Consider the following 20,875-nt stretch of genomic DNA (forward strand, 5'->3'; position numbering starts at 1 on the left):
CCCGGCCCGCCGACCACAGCCAGCCGCTTCTAAGGCCGGAGCCGGCCGCTCAAAGCCGGCGGACCTGGCCCGCCGGTCAGGGACCGCCGGCGGCGTCCAGCGCGGCCAACCGGTCATGCAGCGGCGCGAAGAGCGCGGGCGGGGCCGCGACCACCAGATCCGGCCCTGGCGCCCGACCGGCCAGGCCGGCGACCCGAACCCCCGCCTCGGCGGCCACCAGCCCGCCAGCCGCCAGGTCCCAGGCCGCAAGGCCCTTCTCGAAGTACGCGTCGAGCCGCCCCTCGGCGACCAGGCAGAGGTCCAGCGCCGCGGCGCCGAGCCGGCGGATGTCCCGTACGTGTGCGATCAGCCCGGCCACCACCTGCGCCTGGTGCGCCCGACGGCCGGCGTCGTAGCCGAAGCCGGTGCCGACCAGCGCCTGCCCCAGATCGACCTCGCCGGAGCAACGCAGCCGGACACCGTCGCGCCAGGCCCCACCGCCGGCCGTGGCGGTCCATTCCTCGCCGGTGCTCACGTTGCGCACCACGCCGGCAACCACCACCCCGTCCACCTCGGCGGCCAGCGAGACCGCGGAGTGCGGCAGCCCGTACAGGTAGTTCACCGTGCCGTCGATCGGGTCGACGATCCAGCGCACACCGCTGCGCGTCGCGCCGGAAGCTCCCTCGCCGTACTCCTCGCCCAGCACCGAGTCGTCCGGACGCCGCGCGGCCAACGCGTCGAGGATCTGCCGCTCCACCGCCCGATCGGCGGCGGTGACCACGTCGGTGACGGTGCTCTTGGTGGCGGCGACGACGACCCCCTCGGCGCGCATCCGGTACGCGGTGTCCGCCGCGTCCCGAGCCACCTCCACCGCGATGGTCAGCAGCTCCGACGGTGTCGTGGCCGAGTTGGTCATGATTCGCCTCTTTCCGCACTCCGGGTGCATGTGGGTGGGTGAAACTACCGACCCGGCTTCCGAAGATCATCGTTCCCGACGCCGCACGACGGCACCAGACCAGGATCTTTGGCACCTGGGATCCGCTGGGAGGTGGGCGCACCCGCACCGCCCTCGCGGCTTGAGCAGCCGACCTCCACCAATATGCCCCTTTCGGTTGGTAATGTCGCTTAAGTGCTTACCGCCCCGTCCATGCTCGGCTCACAACCGTTGCCCAACCGCGACCTGGTGGGGACGCCACCGGCCGGACCAGCAGCGACCTCGGTGAGCCACCCGCGCACCCTCGCAACCGCCACGTTGACCTCGTACTGCCTGCTCAAACGGCAGTTCGGACACGATCTGCGCGCCACCGGGCCCGACGAAGGAAGCCCTTCGCCGGCCGCGCGGCTATCATTACCGCGAAGCCCATATCTCCACCCCACCGACGGTCCCCACCGGCGGTACGCGGTGCGGAGCAGGATGATCGCCGCAGACGGCGTTACAATTCACCCCTGCCCACGCGGCACGGACCGCCGACCACCGGCCGGACCGTGACACGAGGGTCCCTCAACCACATCGCCCGGCACGGTAACCCTCGCTGCGCTGGACGAACCCGCCGTGCCCGCTCTTCGCCTCCGGAAGGTCATTCGTGACAGAACCCCGCCAGCCCGGCGCCGACGTTCGCTCGCTCACCGACACCCTGATCGCCCACGCGCAGAGCGCCGGTGGTCAGCTCACGTCGGCTCAGCTCGCGCGCACCGTCGAGTCCGCCGAGGTGACTCCGGCCCAGGCCAAGAAGATCCTGCGGGCGCTCTCCGAGGCGGGAGTGACCGTCGTGGTGGACGGCTCGGCGAGCACCCGTCGCCGCGTCGCCGCGGCCCGCTCGACCACGCCGGCGTCCCGGGCCACCACCGCCAAGACCACCAAGAAGGCCGCCGCACCGGCCCCGAAGCAGGCGCCCGCCGGCGACGACGCCCCGGCGACGTCAGCCCCGCGCAAGGTGGCCGCTCGCAAGGCGACCGGCACCGAGGCCGCCACCGCGACGCCGGCGAAGGCGACCCGGTCGACCCGAGCCACCAAGGCGACGGTGGCCGCGGCTGCCGGAGCCAAGCCGACCAAGGCTGGCGGCAAGGCCAAGGGCGAGGGCGCTGACGGCGAGATCGACCCGGAGGAGCTGGCCGCCGCGATCGAGGACGTGGTGGTCGAGGAGCCGGCCGAGCTGGCCCAGGCCGCCGAGACCGACGCCGCCGCCTCGGCGACCGACAACGACTTCGAGTGGGACGACGAGGAGTCCGAGGCCCTCAAGCAGGCGCGACGCGACGCCGAGCTGACCGCCTCCGCCGACTCCGTCCGGGCGTACCTGAAGCAGATCGGCAAGGTTCCGCTGCTCAACGCCGAGCAGGAGGTGGAGCTGGCAAAGCGGATCGAGGCCGGGCTCTACGCCGCCGAGCGGCTGCGGGCTGCTGACGAGGGCGAGGAGAAGCTCGTCCGGGAGATGGTCCGTGACCTGGGCTGGATCTCCCGCGACGGCGAGCGGGCCAAGAACCACCTCCTGGAGGCGAACCTCCGACTGGTGGTGTCGCTGGCCAAGCGCTACACGGGCCGTGGCATGGCCTTCCTCGACCTGATCCAGGAGGGCAACCTCGGTCTGATCCGGGCCGTGGAGAAGTTCGACTACACCAAGGGCTACAAGTTCTCCACGTACGCCACCTGGTGGATCCGACAGGCCATCACCCGCGCCATGGCCGACCAGGCCCGCACCATCCGCATCCCCGTGCACATGGTCGAGGTCATCAACAAGCTCGGCCGCATACAGCGTGAGCTGCTCCAGGACCTGGGCCGCGAGCCCACTCCGGAGGAGCTGGCCAAGGAGATGGACATCACACCCGAGAAGGTGCTGGAGATCCAGCAGTACGCTCGGGAGCCCATCTCACTGGACCAGACCATCGGCGACGAGGGCGACAGCCAGCTCGGCGACTTCATCGAGGATTCCGAGGCCGTGGTCGCGGTCGACGCGGTCTCGTTCTCGCTCCTGCAGGACCAGCTCCAGCAGGTGCTGCAGACGCTCTCCGAGCGTGAGGCGGGTGTGGTACGCCTGCGCTTCGGCCTGACCGACGGCCAACCTCGGACGCTCGACGAGATCGGCCAGGTCTACGGGGTGACCCGGGAGCGGATCCGGCAGATCGAGTCCAAGACGATGTCCAAGCTGCGTCACCCGTCCCGGTCGCAGGTCCTCCGGGATTACCTGGACTGAGCGGGTTTCGTCAACCGAACGTGTCGTTTTGACCACCTGGTGTGCAACACCAGATGGTGATCGTCCGGATGCACGAATGTGATCGTTGACGTGGCACCCTTGGTGCACGGCACACTGTCCCTTCCAGGTGTGACCTCGGTCCCCCGCGGGCACACAGGGAAGGCAGTGCCTAGTAAGGGTGTTGCACGATAGGTGAGCAACGACCGAAGAGATTGTTCATCGGTGACGACCAGAGGAGGAAGGCGATGACCCCGACCCTCACGCCGCCGCCCGTGACGGCGGCTCCCCCAGCCGCCGATGAACGGTGCGACCGCTGCAATGCTGCCGGGAAGCTCCGGATCACTCTGGCGGGTGGGAGCGAGCTGGTGTTCTGCGGGCACCACGCGAACAAGTACGCGGAGGATCTCGTGAAGATCACCGAGCGGTTCGCAACGGAGCCCGATTTCAGCTGGCGTGGCGCCGATCTGATGGCGAACTAAATCCGCAAACCGACATAGCTGACCGGAGGCACCCCGAGGGTGCCTCCGGTCAGCTTTTTCTGTCCGAACGCCCCGCGCCCCGCGCCCCGCGGCCCCGCGCCAGGATCCGAGCAACTTCCCGGATGTTGCTGCCTGCGTCACGCCGGAGACAACAACTTCCCTGATCCTGCGCGGATCTTGACGACGGATACCGCCCCCGACAGGTCGGGAGCGAGGTCTGGGCGTCACCGACCCTCAAGGTCACGCTCGAACCAGGACGTGGTGGCCTCACCGACGCACCGACACCACGACAACCAGGATGGTGCGTGATCTTGAGTTCGGGACGCGCGCATAGGGGCAGCCATAACCGTTCCGGGCAGGCAAGCCGCAGTACCGCCAAGGCGCCCGTTGATCCACTCGGGTTCATGGAAGTCGCGCTTTCCACCTCGCTCGAACACCGCGTCTTCAAGGAAGCCGAGTGGATCACGCGACACGGCGTGGCCGGGCAGGTCTAGAGGGTCTGCACGGTGGCGATGCGTTCCTCAAGCTGCTCGATGGTGGCCTGGGCGCTCGGCGGCCCGCCGCACAGCCGACGCAGCTCGGCATGAATCTTGCCGTGCGGCTGACCGGTGCGGTGGTGTCGGGCGGCCACCAGAGCGTTCAGTTGGCGCCGGAGCGCCACGCGACGCTGGGCGGCGCTCATGGGTGCGGGTGGCGCTGCCGTGGGCGCAGCGGCCGGCTGAGCGGCCCCGTCGGCCGTACGACGGCGTTGGGCGGCGAGCTGTGCGGCCTGCCGCTTGGTCAGCAGCAGCGAAACCTGGTCGGCGGTGAGCAGACCGGGCAGGCCGAGGTATTCCTCTTCCTCGGGGGTGCCGGCCTGGGCCGCGGTGCCGAAGGACGCGCCGTCGAAGATCACCTGGTCCAGCTCTGCGGTGGCCGAGAGCGCCGCGAACCGTTTCTCCAGCTCCCCGCTGGCCTGGTCGTCGCGCTGCGCGCGTTCCAACAGGTCGTCGTCGAAACCGTCGGCTTCCTTGGGTTTACCGAGTACGTGGTCGCGCTCGGTCTCCATCTCGCTGGCCAACCCGAGCAGGTGCGGCACGCTGGGCAGGAACACCGACGCGGTCTCCCCGGGCCGGCGGGCCCGCACGAACCGGCCGATCGCCTGGGCGAAGTAGAGCGGCGTGCTGGCGCTGGTGGCGTAGACCCCGACCGCCAGTCGCGGGATGTCGACCCCCTCGGACACCATCCGCACCGCGACCAGCCACCGCTGGTCGGACGCCGCGAACGTCGCGATCCGGGCGGACGCGCCCTGGTCGTCGGAGAGCACCACGGCGGCCTTCTCGCCGGTCACCTGCTCGATCAGTTTGGCGTACGAGCGGGCGGTCTGCTGGTCGGTGGCGATGATCAGACCACCGGCGTCGGCCATGCCCGCGTTGCGCAGCACGGTGAGTCGGGCGTCGGCTGCCCGCAGCACCTGTGGCATCCAGTCGCCGGCCGGGTCCAGGGCGGTACGCCACGCCTGGGCGACCAGGTCCTGGGTCATCGGCTCGCCCAGCCGGGCCGCCAGCTCCTCCCCCGCGTTGGTACGCCAGCGGGTCTCCCCGGAGTACGCCAGGAAGAGCACCGGCCGGACCACCCCGTCGCGCAGCGCGTCGGAGTAGCCGTACACCGAGTCGGCGCGGGAGCGCAGCAGCCCGTCTCCGCCCCGCTCGTAGCTGACGAACGGGATCGGGTTGTCGTCGGAGCGGAACGGCGTACCGGTGAGCATCAGCCGGCGTACGGCGGGTTCGAAGGCGTTCTTCACCCCGTCGCCCCAGGACCGGGAGTCGCCGGCGTGGTGGATCTCGTCGAGGATGACCAGGGTGCGTCGGGTCATGGTGCGTCGCCGGTGCACCTGCGGGGCCATCCCCACCTGCGCGTAGGTGACCACCGCGCCGTGGAAGTCGGCCGAGGAGTGCAGGTCGGCGTTGCGGAAGGCGGCGTCGAGTTGGATGCCCACCCGGGCCGCCGCGTCGGCCCACTGGTTCTTCAGGTGCTCGGTCGGGGCGACCACGGTGACCGCCTCCACGGTGCCGTCACCGAGCAACTCGGCCGCGATCCGCAGGGCGAAGGTGGTCTTGCCGGCGCCGGGCGTGGCGACCGCGGTGAAGTCCTCGCTACGGCGACGCAGGTACTCCACCAGCGCCTTGCGCTGCCAGGCGCGTAGCGCCGGGAACGTCTCGAGCACCGGCGTCCGGGCTGCCACGCGAAGCTCCTCTCCGACCGCACGATGGCGGACCCCGGGCGAGGGCCACGAGGATCCGCCGCCCATGAAAACGCCTCCGCGCAGAAGCTGCCGCGAAGGCCGACTCAGCATAACCAGCACGGGCCGTCGGGCCCAGGCGACGCCACGCTGGTCACAATCCCGCACCCATTCGAACGGCGGCCCGACGTCTCACCACTCGCGGTCGGTGCGTGGATCCGCCCCGTCGGCACGGGGCGGGCGCAGCGTGGCCACCGGCGCCGACCAGCGTCGACGCAGCGCGATCAGGCGTAGCCCGAAGACCAGGACGGCGGCGGCGGTGAGCGGCGCGGGCCCGGTCTGCCCGGTGACGTACAGCAGCACCACCAGGACCGAACCGGCCAGTGCCGCCAGCGCGTAGATCTCCCGGCGCAGCACGACGGGGATCTCGGCGGTGAGCAGGTCGCGGCCCAGCCCGCCGCCGATCGCGGTGAGCATGCCGATCAGGCAGGCCCCGACGGCCGGCACCCGGGCGTCGAGCGCCTTGAGCGTGCCGGTGACGGTGAACAGCGCCAGACCGGCCGCGTCCAGCACCAGCACTGTGGTGCGCAGTCGGACCAGTTGCGGGTGCAGCCAGAAGACGGCGAGCGCGGTGATCGCGGCGGTGGCCGCGTACCGCCAGTCGGCGAAGGCCAGCGGCGGCACCTCGTCGATGACCAGGTCCCGGAAGATCCCACCGCCGAGGGCGGCCACGAAGCCGACGAACGCGACACCGAACAGGTCCAGTCGCTTGGCCACCGCCGCCGAGGCCCCGGACGCGGCGAACACCGCCACCCCGGTCAGGTCGGCGAGGAGCAGGGCGGTGGAGGTGGTCACCGCCGCAGGCTACGTCGCCGGCCGGAGCACCGGCCGAGGTTCACTCACGGTACGAGTCGTAGATCTCCTTGCACTTGGGGCAGACCGGCGAACCCGGCTTGGCCGCCTTGGTGACCGGGAAGGTCTCGCCGCAGAGAGCGACGACGAAAGTGCCCATGACGGCGCTCTCGGCGATCTTCTCCTTGCGGACGTAGTGGAACATCTCGGGACCGGTATCGGCGTCCTTCAGCTCCGGACGCTCGAGAACCTCTGTGCTCACGTCTGCACCTCCAACCGACAAGTTTGGCAGGTCATCATGGCCGGGTCCACTTGAGGCCGGTCGAGGCCCCACCCCGTACGGTGCCCGTGTGACTGACTTTCGCATCAGCTACGGCACCGAGGTCGCCGAAGCCCTGCGCGACGGCCGGCCCGTCGTCGCGCTGGAGAGCACCATCGTCTCGCACGGTCTGCCCCGACCGGAGAACCTGCGGGTGGCCAGGGAGATCGAGCGAACGGTTCGGGACGCCGGGGCCGTTCCGGCGACGATCGGCATGATCGCCGGCGAGCTGGTGGTCGGCCTGGACGACGCGCAGCTGACCCGGCTGGCCACCGTCGACGGGGTGACGAAGCTCTCCGTCCGCGACCTCGCGGTGGCTGCCGCGACCGGCGCTGACGGCGCGACCACGGTGGCCGCGACCAGCGCGGTGGCCGCCGCCGCCGGCATCGGCGTGTTCGCCACCGGCGGGCTGGGTGGGGTGCACCGGGAGGCCGCGCACACCTTCGACGAGTCGGCGGACCTGGTCACCCTGGCGCAGACCCCGATCGCTGTGGTCTGCGCCGGGGTCAAGTCGATCCTCGACGTGGGCGCGACGCTGGAGCGCCTGGAGACCCTCGGGGTCGCTGTGGTCGGTTACCGCACCCGCCGGTTCCCCGGCTTCTACCTCACCGACGCCGGCTTCGACCTGGACTGGTCGGTGGACTCGCCGGAGCAGGTCGCCGCCGTGCTCGCCGCCCGCGACGGGCACGCCGTGCACACCGGCGGGCTGCTCATCGCCAACCCGCTGCCGGTCGACGAGCAGCTCGACCCGGAGCTGCACGACCGGACGCTCACCGAGGGCCTGGCCCTGCTGGAGCGGGACGGGATCACCGGAAAGGCCGTCACCCCGTACCTGCTCGCGCACTTCCACTCGGCCACCGAGGGCGCGAGCCTGGCGGTGAACGTTCGGATCATCCTGCGCAACGCCGACCTGGCCGCGCGGATCGCGGTCGCCTCGGTGGCCCGCGGCACCGCCGTCCCGGCATGACCCGACCGGCCCGGGTGGTCGTCGTCGGGGACGTGATCACCGATGTGGTCGCCGTGTTGTCCGGGCCGCTCGCGGCCGGCTCGGACACCGGAGCCGCGATCAGTCTCGGCGGCGGCGGTCAGGCGGCCAACACCGCCGCCTGGGTCGCCGCGCAGCGGGTGGACGTCACGCTCGTCGGCGCCGTCGGTGACGACGACGCCGGGCGGGACCGGGTGGCCGAGCTGGAACGGGCGGGCGTCGACTGCGCCATCGAGCGGGTCGAGGGCGCCCCGACCGGCACTGTCATCGTGTTGGCCGCCGACGACGAGCGCACCATGGTCAGCCAGCGGGGCGCGAACCTGCGGCTGAGCGCCGCGCACGTCGAGCAGGCCCTCGCGGCGGCGCCCGGCGCTGGGCATCTGCACCTGTCCGCGTACACCCTGTTGGACGCGGAGTCGCGCGGCGCGGGGCTGCGGGCGTTGGCCGCCGCCCGCGAGCGCGGGCTCACCATCAGCGTCGACGCGGCCTCCGCGGCGCCGTTGCGGCGGGTCGGCGCGGCGGCGTTCCTGAGTTGGGTACGCGACATCGACCTGCTCCTGGTCAACGCGGACGAGGCCACGGTGCTGGCCGGCGGGCTGGACCCGGCGGCGCAGGGGCGGGCGCTGTCGGCGACGGCCCGGCGGGTGGTCGTGAAGCGTGGCGCGGCCGGCGCGGTCTGGGTGGACCGCACCACCCCGGTCTGCGTGGCTCCGGCCAGCCGGGTGGCGGTGGTGGACGTCACGGGCGCGGGCGACGCCTTCGCGGCCGGTCTGCTCACCGCGTGGCTCGCCGGTGCCACCCCGGCCGCGGCACTGAGCCGCGCCACCGACCTGGGTGCGCTCGCCGTCTCCACCGCCGGGGCTCGGCCACAGACGTAGCGGCCGGCGCCGGGCCTGGCGCGGTCGGGACGGATCGGACCCTGGCCCGTTCGCGGGTCAGGGTTCGACGTCGATGACCTTGTGTGGGCGCTCCTCGGCGGTGAGGCTCATCGGCGGGGTGTCGTCCGTGTGCCGGCGGTGGAACCGGTTGGCCAGCCGGTGCTCTTCCTTCGGCGGCCGGTCATTGGCCAGCAGCACGGCCAGCCAGGGGATGAGCACCATGCCGAGGGCGCACAACGGCAGCCAGAGCCAGAGCAGTGGGGCGTTCGCACCGACCAGGATCGCGCCGACAATGATGCAGGCCACCCGGATGCCCATCATCAGGACATAGCGGCGCTGACGGCTGTTGAGCTGATCACCCTGGCTGCGCGAGGCGTCGGTGATCAGAATCGGCTGGTACGCCTGACGCTTCACCATGGACCTCCTCGAGGGGGTTACGCCTCATCCTGTCACCGCGGGGCCGTGATCAGCGAACTTCGAGTCATCCCGCCGCGTGTTACGCCCGTGGTACGCTCCGCGATGTGGGCAGCAGGTTCAGCTTCACCGACGAGGCGTTGGCCAACCTGAGGGTCTACGACGTCACACCCGGGGAAGTCTGGGAGGCGCTGCACAGCGCCCGACGGGTCATCCGTCATCTGGGTGACGACGTGATGGTGGTCTACGCCGCCGCCCGTCGGGGCCGCCGGCTGGCGGTGCTGCTCGCCGAGGCCGATGGCACCGACAACGACTGGGACATTCTCTCCGCCCGCGAGTTGAGCGACGTCGAGTCCAAGCGCTACGACGAGGCCGTGCGGAGATCTCGGTAGATGAGGAGGCCGTGACGATGCACCGTAACGACGCGACCAAGCAGTTCCACGACGGTGGCGAGCGAATCGCCGAGCTGATCGACGAGAGCCCGGCGGCGGAGCTGCCGACTCCCGACAGCGACGTGCCGATGGTGAGCCGCTCGGTGCGGCTGCCACTGGACACCTACGAGCGGGTTCGCGCCGCCGCCGACGCCCGGGGCATCGGGGTCACCACGCTGATGCGCCAGTGGATCGAGGCCGGCCTGGCCGACCTGGACGACTCGGCGACCGTCTCGCTGGCCGACGTCCGGCGCGCCCTGGCCTCGCTGGCGCACCCCACCGCCGCCTGAGCAGACGGCTCAGCCGCCGCTCGCCTTCGCCTTGGCCGCCGCCTTCATCTGCTGCTTGAACTCTCGCACCCGACGCAGCGAATCGGCGTCGGTGACGTCGGCCACCGACCGGTACGCGCCCGGGTCGCCGTAGTCTCCGGCTGCCTTCCGCCAGTCCTGCGGGGTCACTCCGAACCGCTTGCCGAGCAGGGCCACGAAGATCTGCGCCTTCTGCTTGCCGAAGCCGGGCAGCGCGGCGACCCGGCGCAGCAGCTCCGGCCCATCGGCAACCTCGGCCCAGAGCAGCGCCGCGTCACCGTCGTAGCGCTCCACCAGCACCTGACAGACCTCCTGCACCCGGGCCGCCATGGCCTTGGGAAACCGGTGCAACGCGGGCGGCTGGGCGAAGAGCGCGACCAGGGCCTCCGGGTCGTACCCGGCCAGCTCCGCCGCGTCCAGCTCTTGGCCGAGCCGCTGCTGGAGCACGTACGGCGACGAGAACGCCTTCTCCATCGGCACCTGTTGATCGAGAACCATGCCGACCAGCAGGGCCAGCGGGCTGCGCTCCAGCAGCCGGTTGGCCTCCGGGTCGATGGGCAGGACAAGCGTCATGCGGACCATCCTGCCTGGCGTACCGAACCGGGCGGACACCGACGCTCCGACACCTTCCGGCGGGTGACGCTGACCCGGGACCCAACGGGAGGCAGGATGTCGGGGTGGACGAACACGACATGCTGCTCTCCCCCGCCGGCGTCGACGCGCTGCGCACCGCACTGACCCGGACCGGATTCACCAGTCACGGCATCGCCGAGCGGCTGGGCGCCCAGGCGACCGCGGCTGTCGCCCGCAACGACTACCGGGCCGCGCTGCTGGCCACCGGGGACGGCGACCCGCTCGGCACCCTGATCCGGCTGTTCATCTGCGCCCAGACCGAGTCGGAGGCGGCGGTGACCGCCGCGCTGGCGCCACTGAGCCTGGCCGAGGCCCTGGCCGGCGGGCTGGTCGAGCGGTACGGCGACGGCCTGCGTGCCGGCATCGACCTGGAGCCGTACGGCGAGGACTGGTGGGTGCTCGCCGACGTGCCGGCCAGTGCCCGCCCGGGTCGCCCGTTGCACGCCGAGCACGTCCTCGGCGTCGGCGGGGCGACCCACACCCTGATCGGCGCGACCATGCGCCGGCCGGTCGACACCGCACTGGACCTGGGCACCGGCTCCGGCATCCAGGCCCTGCACCTGGGCACCCACGCCAGGTCGGTGACCGCCAGCGACCTCTCCGAGCGGGCGCTGCGCTTCGCCGCGACCACCGCCGCCCTCAACGGTCAGGACTGGGAGCTGCTCCGCGGCGACCTGGTCGCCCCGGTGGCCGGTCGGCGGTTCGACCTGGTGGTGAGCAACCCACCGTTCGTGGTCGGCCCGGGCACGACCACGCACGTGTACCGCGACTCCGGCCGGGTCGGTGACGCGATCGGCGCCGAACTGGCCGCCGCCGCCCCGGGCCTGCTCACCGAGGGCGGCACCATGCAGTACCTGGCGAACTGGGTGCACGTCGCCGGCGAGGAGTGGGACGAGCGGGTGGCCGGCTGGTTCGCCGGGACCGACCTGGACGCCTGGGTGATCCAGCGCGAGGTGGCCGACCCGATGGCGTACGTCGACCTGTGGCTCACCGACGTCGGCGAGACCGCCGACCCGCAGCGGATGGCCGCCTGGCTGGACTGGTTCGACGCGCACAAGGTGGAGGGCATCGGCTTCGGCATCGTGTCACTGCGTCGGAGCGGGCACGCCGACCCGGTGGTCCGGGTGGAGGATCTGCGCCAGCGGGTGCAGCCACCGCTGGGCGACCAGGTCGCCGCCTGGTTCGACCGCCAGGACTTTCTCCGGGTACGCGACACCGAGGCGTTGCTCGCCGAGCGCTACCGGGCCGCCGAGGGCCTCCAGCTGCGACAGGAGGCCACCATGGGCGACGAGGGCTGGGGGGTGGACCGGCAGGTCCTCGCGATGCCGCACGGCCTGCGCTGGACCGAGGAGATCGACCCGCTGGTGCTGGCGCTGGTCGGCGGCGCCGACGGCCGGCTGCCGCTGCGTGACCAGCTCGCCCTGCTCGCCGCCGCGCACGACGTCGAACCCGACGAGATGGCCGAGGCCGCCGGCCCGATCGTGGCGCACCTGGTGGAGCGCGGCTTCATCGAGCCGGTGAGCGCCTGATGCGAGCGGTGGTGCAGACCGTCGGGCGGGCCAGCGTGACGGTGGACGGCGAGGTGGTCGGTGCCATCGAGAACGGCCTGCTGGTGCTGCTCGGCGTGACCCACTCCGACACCGCGGAGACCGCTCAGACGATGGCCCGCAAGGTGCACGAGGTACGCATCCTCGACGGTGAGCGGTCCGCCGCCGACACCGGCGCGCCGATCCTGGTGGTCAGCCAGTTCACCCTCTACGGCGACGCCCGCAAGGGCCGCCGACCGAGCTGGACCGCCGCCGCCCCCGCCGAGGTCGCCGAGCCACTGGTGACAGCGGTGGTCGACGCCCTACGCGAACGGGGAGCGAAGGTGGAGACCGGTCGCTTCCGCACCCACATGCTGGTGGAGAGCATCAACATAGGCCCCCAAACCCTCCTCCTGGACCTCTGACCAACAGCGGTGATCTGCCGGGTGAGGTTAGGAGAAGAGGCCTCGGCGGGACAGGGACTGGCGGAGCCAGTTGTCGAGTTCGGCGGTCCAGTCGGTGCGGTTGGCGGTGGCGTGATCGACAGTGAACCGACCGAAGGCGTCCCGGCCCTCGGTGAAGACACCGCCGCGCTTGTCGACCTCCAGCACCACCTGCATCTGCTGCGCGTCGGCGATGAAGGTGACCTCCAACTGGTTGATCGAGCGGGCGTACTGCGGTGCCGGGCTGAACTCGATCTCCTGGTAGAACGGCAACGTCTGGCGTACGCCGTAGATGTGACCACGTTCCACATCGGCGCGCGCGAACCGGAAGCCCAGCCGCAGCAGCGCGTCCAGCAGTCGCTCCTGCGCCGGTAGCGGGTGCACCGACACGGCGTCCAGATCACCCTTGTCGACCGCGCGGGCTACCTCCAGCTCGGTACGCAGGCCCATCGTCATTCCGTGCAGGTGCTGCCCGTACAGCTCGGTGACTGGTGTCTCCCACGGCACGTCGAAGCGGAACGGAAGGTCGTAGCGCTGCCCCGGCTCCAGCCGGAACGCGCCGGTGACCTGCTGGCGGTGGAGCTCCTGAGTGGTGTCGTAGTCGTTGTCGCCGCTCTCCACCTCGACCCGGGTGACCAGGCCGAGGGCGACGTGGTCGATGTCGACCTGGTGGTCGCCGCCCAGCACCTGGATCCGGCCCTCCAGCTGGCCGCCAGGGCGGCAGTTCGCGTTGGCCAGCACCGTCTCCACCGACGGACCACCGACGCCCATCGCCTTCATGAGCCGCTTGAAGACCACACCGTCCTCCAACTGTCGTTTCCGGCCGACCAGAGATGGCCGGCCGTCCGCAACGTAGCCGGGGCGGGCAACCACACACTCCGGTGACACACCGCACCAGCGATCCGACGCAATTCCTGTCGGGTGCCCGATCGCCTCACTCCCGTTTTACGCCCCGCCCGCCAAGCTGTTGTTCACACCGGCGCCACTGGGCCGGGAACACGGCACCGACGTGGAAACGGGGAGAGACAGAGATGGTCCTTCAGATGACGGAACACCGGACGCGCCCGGCCACCACGACCGACACTGACGGAGCCCCCGAGGCCCTCGTCGACCTGGACGCCACCGACGAGCGCGGCATCTCCACCGACCTGGTCCGGGCCTACCTCAACGGAATCGGCCGGACGAAGCTGCTGACCGCCGCGCAGGAGGTCGACCTGGCCCGGCGCATCGAGGCCGGCCTGTTCGCCGACGAGAAGCTAGCCACCTGCACCCCGGTCTCGGCGGAGCTGCGAGCCGACCTGGAGCTGATCGTCGCGGAGGGTCGGGCGGCCAAGGACCACCTGTTGGAGGCGAACCTGCGGCTGGTGGTCAGCATCGCCAAGCGCTACACCGGCCGTGGCATGGCGTTTCTCGACCTGATTCAGGAGGGCAATCTCGGTCTGATCCGGGCGGTGGAGAAGTTCGACTACGCCAAGGGCTACAAGTTCTCCACGTACGCCACCTGGTGGATCCGACAGGCCATCACCCGCGCCATGGCCGACCAGGCCCGCACCATCCGCATCCCCGTGCACATGGTCGAGCAGGTCAACCGGATGGTCCGGGCCCGCCGCGAACTGGCGGTGACGCTGGGCCGCGAGCCGACTGTCGCCGAGGTGGCCCGCGCACTGGAGATCCCCGAGATCCAGGTCATCGAGCTGATCTCCTACGACCGGGAACCGGTCAGCCTGGACCAGGCCGTCGGCGACGACGGTGAGAGCGCGCTCGGCGACTTCGTGGCCTCGGTGGACCCGCGCACCGAGCCGGGCGACGCCGCCGCCCAGGGCGAACTGCGCAACGAGGTCAGCATCGTGCTCTCCACCCTGTCCCAGCGGGAACAGGCGGTCATCCGCCTCCGGTTCGGCCTGGACGACGGCCGCCAGCGCACCCTCGACGAGGTCGGCCGGGAGTTCGGCCTGTCCCGGGAGCGGATCCGGCAGATCGAGAAGGTGACGCTGCTGAAGCTGCGCGCCCCGGAGCGGGCCCAGCGCCTGGAGGCGTACGCCTGCTGACGCACCGGTTCCCACGGAAGGCCCCGGCGGTTCGCCGGGGCCTTCCGTGCTGTCGAAGTGCTTGACCGGTGACCCCATCCACGATAAAAACCATGTGGTTATAAAACCAGGAGGTTATACGTGGTGGGCACCGAACTGCTGGACGCGACCTTCGCGGCGCTGGCCGACCCGACCCGGCGGGCCATCCTCGCCCGGCTCGCGGCCGGGGAGGCGACCGTGACAGAGCTGGCAGCACCCTTCGCGATGAGCCAGCCGGCCATCTCCAAGCACCTCAAGGTGCTGGAACGCGCTGGCCTCGTCAGCCGGGGGCGGAACGCCCAGCGCCGACCCTGCCGCCTGGAGGCCCGACCGCTGCGGGAGGCGACAGCCTGGCTCGCCGACTACCGCGACTACTGGGCGGAAAGCTACCAACGCCTCGACGCACTGCTCGACGAACTCCAGTCCGTCGACCGCACCGGCACCGAGCGTCGACCCGCCAGACCGAACGGAACGGGCGGTTGACCAACGTCGACGACCCGCTCGTCGTCCACACCCCGGGTGATCGGGAGATCGTGTTGAGTCGGCTGTTCGAGGCACCGGCACAGCTGGTGTTCGCCGCCTTCACCCGACCCGAACTGCTGACCCGGTGGTACGGCGCGCGTGGCTGGAGGCTGACGGAGTGCGACGTCGACCTGCGGATCGGTGGACGGTGGCGGTTCGTGTCGCAGGGCCCGGAGGGCGCGCAGATGGTCCAGGCTGGGGTCTACCGGCAGATCGAGCCACCGCACCGGCTGGTCTGCACCGAGCTGTTCGACGACCAGTCCTATCCGGGCGAGACGCTGGTCAGCCACGAGTTCACCGAACTGGCCGGTCGGACGACGGTCACCACCACGCTGCTCTACGCCACCGCGAAGGGGCGGGACACCGTGCTGCGCTACCCGATGACCCGAGGGGTCGGGCAGAGCTACACGCGGCTCGCCGAACTGCTGCGTTCCATAACGACGATACGAGAAGAGCAACCATGAACTGGACACTCGAAGTGGTGATCGTGCCGGTCTCCGATGTGGAGCGGGCGAAGAAGTTCTACGCCGACCAGCTCGGCTTCACGGTGGACCACGACACCGTCATCAATGACGACGCGCGCATCGTCCAGCTGACGCCGCCCGGCTCGGGCTGCTCGATCGTGATCGGTAAGGGCGTCGTCCCGCAGATGCCGCCCGGCTCACTCAAGGGCCTGCAACTGGTGGTGCCCGACCTGAAGCGGGCCCACGAGGAGCTGGTCGGGCGGGGTGTGGAGGTCAGCGAGATCCAGGTGGTGGGTCAGAACCCCCGGCCGGTGCCGGATCCGCTGGACAACGTCGGCTTCGTCTTCTTCGCCGACCCGGACGGCAACACCTGGGGCGTCCAGCAGATCTCCAGCCGCGCCTGACCGGCACCCTCACAGGCGGCGGGGGCCGGTGTCCGGGCGGGCGACCACGCCACCCACCCCTACCTGCGCGTGCAGGATCGAGATGCCATCCGGGCGGGCGAGCACCGGGTTGAGGGTCAGCGAGCGCACCCGGGGCTGTTCGTCGGCGAGCTGACCCACCCGCAGCAGCAGATCGGCCAGGGCCGCCCGGTCGACCGACGCGGCCCCCCGGTGCCCGCGCAGCAGCGGCGCCGCCCGAGGCTCGTCGACCAGCTCGGCCGCGTCCCGGTCGGTCAGCGGCACCGCCCGCCAGGCCCGATCACCGAGCAGCTCGGTGGCGACCCCACCCAGGCCGAAGCCGACCACCGGCCCGAACGCGGGGTCTTCCACCACCTCCACCACACAGGCCACGCCGGGCGGGACCATCGGCTGGACCAGCGCGTCCGCGCCGAAGGTCGCCGCCAGGTCGGCGTACGCCCGGCGGAGGGTCGGCTCGTCGGGCAGGTCCAGCCGGACCGCGCCGAGGTCGAGCCGGTGCCGCAGCCCGGGGGCGGCCGCCTTGAGCGCCACCGGGAAACCCAGCCGCACCGCCGCGTCGACAGCAGCGTCGACCGAGTCGACGGACACCGAGGCCACCACGTCGATGCCGTACGCGGCCAGCAGCGCACCCGGGTCGGTGGCGTCGGCCCGGAGCGCGGCCTGCGCGGCAGCCCGATCGAGGTCGGGCAGCTCCGGTGCCACCCCGGGCGGGCGGCGAAGCCACTCGGCGTAGCGGTGCGCGCGGGCGAGAGCGCGGACCGCCTCCTCCACGCCGCCGTACGCCGGCACCCCCGGGGGCAGCCGCCCGACCAGGAACGTCGCCACTGTCGGCTTGCCCAGCGCGAGGGCGGCCGGCAGCGCGGCGGTCACGTCGGCGTCCACCTCGGTGAGCTGGCCGGGTAGTGGCGGGGCGAAGACCACCACCAGGGCGTCCACCCGTTCGTCGGCGGCCGTCTCGGCGAGCGCGGCGGCGAACTCGGCGGCACCGGCGCTCGGCCCGACGTCGCGGGGGTAACCGTCGGCCACGCTCAGGCCGTGCCCGACGCAGGCGGTCGCGGCGAGCCCGGTGAGGGCCGAGGAGTTGCCGACCACACCGACCCGGCCGCCGGCCGGCAACGGCTGGTTGGCCAGCAGCACACCCACGTCGAGCAGCTCCGGCACGGTGTCCACCCGAATCACCCCGGACTGGGCGAAGAGCGCCGCCACCGCCACCTCGTCCGGCCCGGCGGCGTCACCGACCCCGGGCGGGCGGGCCGGCGAGGCGAGCGCGACGACCGGTTTGGCGCGGCCGATCCGCCGGGCCAACCGGGCGAACTTGCGCGGGTTCCCGAAGGTCTCCAGGTAGAGCATGATCACGTCGGTGCCGGGGTCGTCCTGCCAGTACTGCAGGAGGTCGTTTCCCGAGACGTCGGCCCGGTTGCCGGCCGAGACGAAGCTCGACAGCCCGAGGCCCCGCCGGTCCGCCTCGGCGAGCAGCGCCACCCCGAACGCACCCGACTGACTGAAGATGCCGACCCGGCCGGCCGGCGGCAAGGCCGGGGCGAGGGTGGCGTTGAGGCGTACCGTCGGGTTGGTGTTGGCCACGCCCAGGCAGTTCGGGCCGACGACCCGCATGCCGGCGGCGTGCGCCGCGCGGACCAGTGCCCGCTGGGTGGCCGCGCCCTCGGCGCCAGCCTCGGCGAAGCCGGCCGAGATGACCACCAGGCCGTGCACCCCGGCGGCGGCGGCGTCGGCGACCACCCCTGTCGCCGCCTCGGGTGGGACCGCCACCACCGCCAGGTCCACCGGAGTCCCGGCCTCAACCGCCGAGGGGTACGCGGGCAGCCCCGCCACTGTCGACGCGCTCGGATGCACCGGCACCACCGCACCGGTGAACCCGCCGTCGCGCAGGTGCCCGAGCACCGCCGCGCCGACGCCCTGGCCGGTGGCGCTGGCACCGTAGACGACGATGCCGCGTGGGGCGAGCAGCCGGGCGATCGAGCGGGCCTCGGTGCGGTGCTCCCGGCCGCGCTGCACCTCCAGGCTGGCCTCGGTGGGCGCGATGGGGAAGCTCAGGTGGACCACGCCGTCGGCGTACTCGCGCTGGACCTGGTAGCCGAAGTCGGCGAAGACCCGCAGCATCGTCCCGTTGGCCGGCAGCACCTCCGCGACGAAGCTCATGATGTCGTTGCGGCGGGCCGCGTCGGCCAGGTGCTCCATCAACACCGAGCCGATGCCACGCCCCTGGTAGGCGTCCTCCACCACGAAGGCCACCTCCGCCTCGGGTGCCTGCGGGCCGAGCCGCTCGTACCGGCCGACCGCGACGATCTGGTCGGCGGCCAGCACCACGAACGCCTCCCGGTCGTGGTGGTCCACTGTGACGAAACGGATCAGATCGCGCTCCGGGATGCGCGGGTACGGCGAGAAGTACCGCAGGTAGCGGGTGCGCTCGGAGAAACGGCTGTGCATCGCCACGATGCCCGGCGCGTCGGCCGGGTCGATCGGTCGCAACTGGACGGTGCTGCCATCGCTGAGCAGCACGTCGACCGGGTGGTCCACGGTCGTCACCGGAACGCCCTCCCCCGGCCCGGCTCAGTCCCGTGGATCGTGCGGGTCGAGCCCGAGCAGCGGGAAGACCGTCTTGCGGGTGGCCGCGATCGCCCGGTCCACCGCGTTCGGCTCACCGGTCGGCTGCCACGGCTCGTACGACGGGTCGGCGTCGTCGGTCATCCGCAGCGGCACCTCCCGGCCCAGATTTCGGGAGGCGACCAGGTCCCGCCACGCGGGTGGGGTGAGCGTGGCCGGGTCGATCGGATCACCGGTGGCCACGGCCAGCAGGTGACTCCAGGCCCGGGGCACCACCTCGACGAGCGCGTACCCACCGCCGCCGGTGGCCACCCACCGGCCGTCGCACAGCTCGTCGGCGAGCGCCCGCATCGCCAGGTAGGTGGCCCGCTGCCCGTCCACCGTCAGGTTCAGGTCGGCGAGCGGATCCAACCGGTGCCCGTCGGCGCCGCACTGGCTGACCAGCACCTGCGGCCGGAACGCGCGCAGCACCGACGGCACGATCGCGTGGAACGCGCGCTGCCAGCCGCTGTCGTCGACACCGGGCGGCAACGGCATGTTGACCGCGGTGCCCTGCGCACCCGGCCCACCCGTCTCGTCCGGGAAACCCGTGCCCGGGAAGAGCGCCAGCGGGGTCTCGTGCACGCTGACCGTCAGCACGCGCGGGTCGTTCCAGAAGATGTCCTGCACTCCGTCGCCGTGGTGCACGTCGACGTCCACGTACGCGACCCGCTCGGCGCCCAGGTCGAGCAGGCGGGCGATGGCCACCGCGGGGTCGTTGTAGACGCAGAAGCCGGAGGCTCGGGCGGACATCGCGTGGTGCAGCCCACCGGCCACGTTCACCGCCCGTCGGGCGTCGCCGCGCCAGACCGCCTCGGCGGCGGCCACCGTCGCGCCGGCGATGAGCGCGCTGGACTCGTGCATACCCTCGAAGACCGGGTTGTCGGAGGTGCCCAGCCCGTACCCGGCGAAGAGCGGGTCGCGCGGCGCGTTGCGCACCGCGGCGAGGTAGGCCGGCGCGTGCACCCTGGTGAGCAGGGCATCGTCGGCGGGCTCCGGCTTGACCATGCGCACCCCTGGTCGAGCCAGGATGCCCAGCTCGCGGGCGAGCGCGATGGTCAGCTCCACCCGGACCGGGTCGAGTGGATGGTCACCCATGTCGTAGGCGAGCAGCGACTCGTCCCACACCACAACCGTGTCGTCGGACATGAGCCCATCGTCGCACGAGGATCGGCGCCGGCCCACCGCACGCGCTGGTCAGCGGCCGGGTGTCGACCCGGAGGCGACCGGTCGGGCCGGGTCCGCCACCCAGTTGCTCCACGATCCAACGTAGAGCGCGGCGTCCGTGCGGCCGGCCAGGTGCAGCGCGAGCACCGCCTGGGCGGCGGTCACCCCCGAGCCGCAGTACGCCCCGACGGCCCGCCCCTCGGTCACCCCGGCGGCGGCGAACCGCTCGCTCAGCAGGTCGGCGGCCAGGAAACGGCCGTCCGGCCCGATGTACTCCCCGGCGGGCAGGTTCGCCGCTCCCGGCACGTGCCCGGCTACCGGGTCGATCGGCTCGACCTCGCCCCGGTAGCGGGGCGCCGCCCGTACGTCGAGCAGCACGGCGTCGTCCGCGGCGGCCAGCGCGGCGGCCTGCCCGGCGTCGAGCACCGGGAGGTCACCGGGGCGCACCACGACGTCACCGGGGGTCGGGGCGGGCGCGTCGGTGGAGACGGGCCGGCCGGCGGCGAGCCAGGCGGGGTAGCCGCCATGCAGCAGGCGCACCGGCCGGTGACCCGCCCAGCGCAGCGTCCACCAGGCCCGCGCGGCGGCCAGGCCGTCGCCGCCGTCGTACACCACCACGGGGTGACCGGCGCGGACGCCGGCGGCCCGCAGTGCGGCCTGCAACGCGGCCGGGTCGGGCAACGGGTGCCGGCCGCCGGCGCCCGGCGCCCCGCAGAGCGCGGTGTCCAGGTCGACGAAGACCGCCCCGGGCAGGTGGCCGGCGAGGTAGTCGTCGCGCCCGGGCGGGCCGATGAGCCGCCAGCGGACGTCGAGCAGGGTGGGCGGATCGGCCTGGTCGAGCTCGGCGACGAGCCGGTCGACCTCGACCAACGGCTCCTGGGTACCGGACATGGCGACCATCCAACACCATCCGCGTAGACGGCACGCGGTTCGGCGAAGGTCACCAGCCGTTCCCCGAGGTAACATCGTGCACC

The 20,875-nt window shown here is 72.1% G+C and carries 22 protein-coding genes; 12 read left to right on the plus strand and 10 right to left on the minus strand.

Going from position 1 to position 20,875, the window contains the following annotated elements; translation table 11 throughout:
- Positions 1–76: 76 nt before the first annotated feature.
- Entirely contained in the window at positions 77–895 is an 819-nt protein-coding gene (locus FB453_RS23110) for an inositol monophosphatase family protein (RefSeq protein ID WP_145793299.1), read from the minus strand.
- A gap of 667 nt (positions 896–1,562) precedes the next feature.
- On the opposite strand from FB453_RS23110, the gene FB453_RS23115 reads away from it, so the two are divergent.
- Positions 1,563–3,167 (plus strand): RNA polymerase sigma factor, encoded by a 1,605-nt coding sequence (locus FB453_RS23115; protein ID WP_145793302.1) that lies wholly within the window; start codon positions 1,563–1,565, stop codon positions 3,165–3,167.
- Positions 3,168–3,412: 245 nt separating this feature from the next.
- Positions 3,413–3,646, plus strand: a complete 234-nt coding sequence (locus tag FB453_RS23120) for a DUF7455 domain-containing protein (RefSeq protein ID WP_091402071.1) — start codon at positions 3,413–3,415, stop codon at positions 3,644–3,646.
- A gap of 490 nt (positions 3,647–4,136) precedes the next feature.
- On the opposite strand, the gene FB453_RS23125 is transcribed toward FB453_RS23120, so the two are convergent.
- From FB453_RS23125 to FB453_RS23135, 3 genes are all read right to left on the minus strand, one after another.
- On the minus strand, positions 4,137–5,870 hold the full coding sequence (locus FB453_RS23125) for a DEAD/DEAH box helicase (protein ID WP_112586740.1): 1,734 nt from the start codon (positions 5,868–5,870) through the stop codon (positions 4,137–4,139).
- A gap of 189 nt (positions 5,871–6,059) precedes the next feature.
- Positions 6,060–6,722: a trimeric intracellular cation channel family protein gene (locus FB453_RS23130; RefSeq protein ID WP_091400592.1), complete on the minus strand. Its 663-nt coding sequence runs from the start codon at positions 6,720–6,722 to the stop codon at positions 6,060–6,062.
- 40 nt (positions 6,723–6,762) lie between these two features.
- Positions 6,763–6,981: a DUF3039 domain-containing protein gene (locus FB453_RS23135; protein ID WP_007456912.1), complete on the minus strand. Its 219-nt coding sequence runs from the start codon at positions 6,979–6,981 to the stop codon at positions 6,763–6,765.
- An 88-nt stretch (positions 6,982–7,069) separates the two neighbouring features.
- Here FB453_RS23135 and FB453_RS23140 point away from each other — a divergent pair, with 88 nt between their 5' ends.
- Both FB453_RS23140 and FB453_RS23145 read left to right on the plus strand, forming a co-directional pair.
- Entirely contained in the window at positions 7,070–8,005 is a 936-nt protein-coding gene (locus tag FB453_RS23140; protein ID WP_145793305.1) for a pseudouridine-5'-phosphate glycosidase, read from the plus strand.
- Positions 8,002–8,901, plus strand: a complete 900-nt coding sequence (locus FB453_RS23145; protein WP_145793307.1) for a PfkB family carbohydrate kinase — start codon at positions 8,002–8,004, stop codon at positions 8,899–8,901. Before FB453_RS23140 ends, FB453_RS23145 begins: the two co-directional genes overlap by 4 nt.
- A 57-nt stretch (positions 8,902–8,958) precedes the next feature.
- Here the strand turns inward: FB453_RS23145 and FB453_RS23150 are convergent, their stop codons facing one another.
- Positions 8,959–9,318, minus strand: coding sequence for a DUF3099 domain-containing protein (locus FB453_RS23150; RefSeq protein ID WP_181518647.1), 360 nt, complete (start codon positions 9,316–9,318; stop codon positions 8,959–8,961).
- A gap of 104 nt (positions 9,319–9,422) precedes the next feature.
- Here FB453_RS23150 and FB453_RS23155 point away from each other — a divergent pair, with 104 nt between their 5' ends.
- Both FB453_RS23155 and FB453_RS23160 read left to right on the plus strand, forming a co-directional pair.
- Positions 9,423–9,707 (plus strand): hypothetical protein, encoded by a 285-nt coding sequence (locus tag FB453_RS23155; RefSeq protein ID WP_030489374.1) that lies wholly within the window; start codon positions 9,423–9,425, stop codon positions 9,705–9,707.
- 17 nt (positions 9,708–9,724) lie between these two features.
- Positions 9,725–10,036, plus strand: a complete 312-nt coding sequence (locus FB453_RS23160; RefSeq protein WP_091400586.1) for a hypothetical protein — start codon at positions 9,725–9,727, stop codon at positions 10,034–10,036.
- A 9-nt stretch (positions 10,037–10,045) separates the two neighbouring features.
- Here the strand turns inward: FB453_RS23160 and FB453_RS23165 are convergent, their stop codons facing one another.
- Entirely contained in the window at positions 10,046–10,636 is a 591-nt protein-coding gene (locus FB453_RS23165; RefSeq protein WP_145793310.1) for an HhH-GPD-type base excision DNA repair protein, read from the minus strand.
- A gap of 95 nt (positions 10,637–10,731) precedes the next feature.
- On the opposite strand from FB453_RS23165, the gene FB453_RS23170 reads away from it, so the two are divergent.
- Positions 10,732–12,216: a DUF7782 domain-containing protein gene (locus FB453_RS23170; protein ID WP_186718464.1), complete on the plus strand. Its 1,485-nt coding sequence runs from the start codon at positions 10,732–10,734 to the stop codon at positions 12,214–12,216.
- Entirely contained in the window at positions 12,216–12,638 is a 423-nt protein-coding gene (gene dtd, locus FB453_RS23175) for a D-aminoacyl-tRNA deacylase (RefSeq protein ID WP_145793312.1), read from the plus strand. Before FB453_RS23170 ends, dtd begins: the two co-directional genes overlap by 1 nt.
- Before the next feature lie 27 nt (positions 12,639–12,665).
- Here dtd and FB453_RS23180 read toward each other — a convergent pair whose 3' ends face one another.
- Positions 12,666–13,454, minus strand: coding sequence for a sporulation protein (locus FB453_RS23180; protein WP_145793476.1), 789 nt, complete (start codon positions 13,452–13,454; stop codon positions 12,666–12,668).
- Between the two features lie 233 nt (positions 13,455–13,687).
- On the opposite strand from FB453_RS23180, the gene sigB reads away from it, so the two are divergent.
- The 4 genes from sigB (at position 13,688) to FB453_RS23200 (ending at position 16,112) form a co-directional block, all read left to right on the plus strand.
- Positions 13,688–14,704 (plus strand): RNA polymerase sigma factor SigB, encoded by a 1,017-nt coding sequence (gene sigB, locus FB453_RS23185; RefSeq protein ID WP_091400580.1) that lies wholly within the window; start codon positions 13,688–13,690, stop codon positions 14,702–14,704.
- Positions 14,705–14,827: 123 nt separating this feature from the next.
- Positions 14,828–15,205, plus strand: a complete 378-nt coding sequence (locus tag FB453_RS23190) for a metalloregulator ArsR/SmtB family transcription factor (RefSeq protein WP_145793478.1) — start codon at positions 14,828–14,830, stop codon at positions 15,203–15,205.
- Positions 15,202–15,708, plus strand: coding sequence for an SRPBCC family protein (locus FB453_RS23195; RefSeq protein ID WP_145793315.1), 507 nt, complete (start codon positions 15,202–15,204; stop codon positions 15,706–15,708). The genes FB453_RS23190 and FB453_RS23195 overlap by 4 nt, the downstream gene beginning before the upstream one ends.
- Complete coding sequence (locus FB453_RS23200) at positions 15,705–16,112, plus strand: VOC family protein (RefSeq protein WP_145793317.1); 408 nt, start codon at positions 15,705–15,707, stop codon at positions 16,110–16,112. The genes FB453_RS23195 and FB453_RS23200 overlap by 4 nt, the downstream gene beginning before the upstream one ends.
- Before the next feature lie 9 nt (positions 16,113–16,121).
- Here the strand turns inward: FB453_RS23200 and FB453_RS23205 are convergent, their stop codons facing one another.
- Genes FB453_RS23205 through FB453_RS23215 form a run of 3 tightly spaced genes read right to left on the minus strand, consistent with a single transcriptional unit; the run spans position 16,122 to position 20,792 of the window.
- Positions 16,122–18,677, minus strand: a complete 2,556-nt coding sequence (locus tag FB453_RS23205; RefSeq protein WP_145793319.1) for a bifunctional GNAT family N-acetyltransferase/acetate--CoA ligase family protein — start codon at positions 18,675–18,677, stop codon at positions 16,122–16,124.
- Between the two features lie 24 nt (positions 18,678–18,701).
- Entirely contained in the window at positions 18,702–19,883 is a 1,182-nt protein-coding gene (locus FB453_RS23210) for an acetoin utilization protein AcuC (protein ID WP_145793322.1), read from the minus strand.
- A gap of 48 nt (positions 19,884–19,931) precedes the next feature.
- Entirely contained in the window at positions 19,932–20,792 is an 861-nt protein-coding gene (locus FB453_RS23215; protein WP_145793324.1) for a sulfurtransferase, read from the minus strand.
- Positions 20,793–20,875: the final 83 nt, after the last annotated feature.

The sequence above is a fragment of the Micromonospora sp. CNZ322 genome (genome assembly GCF_007827755.1).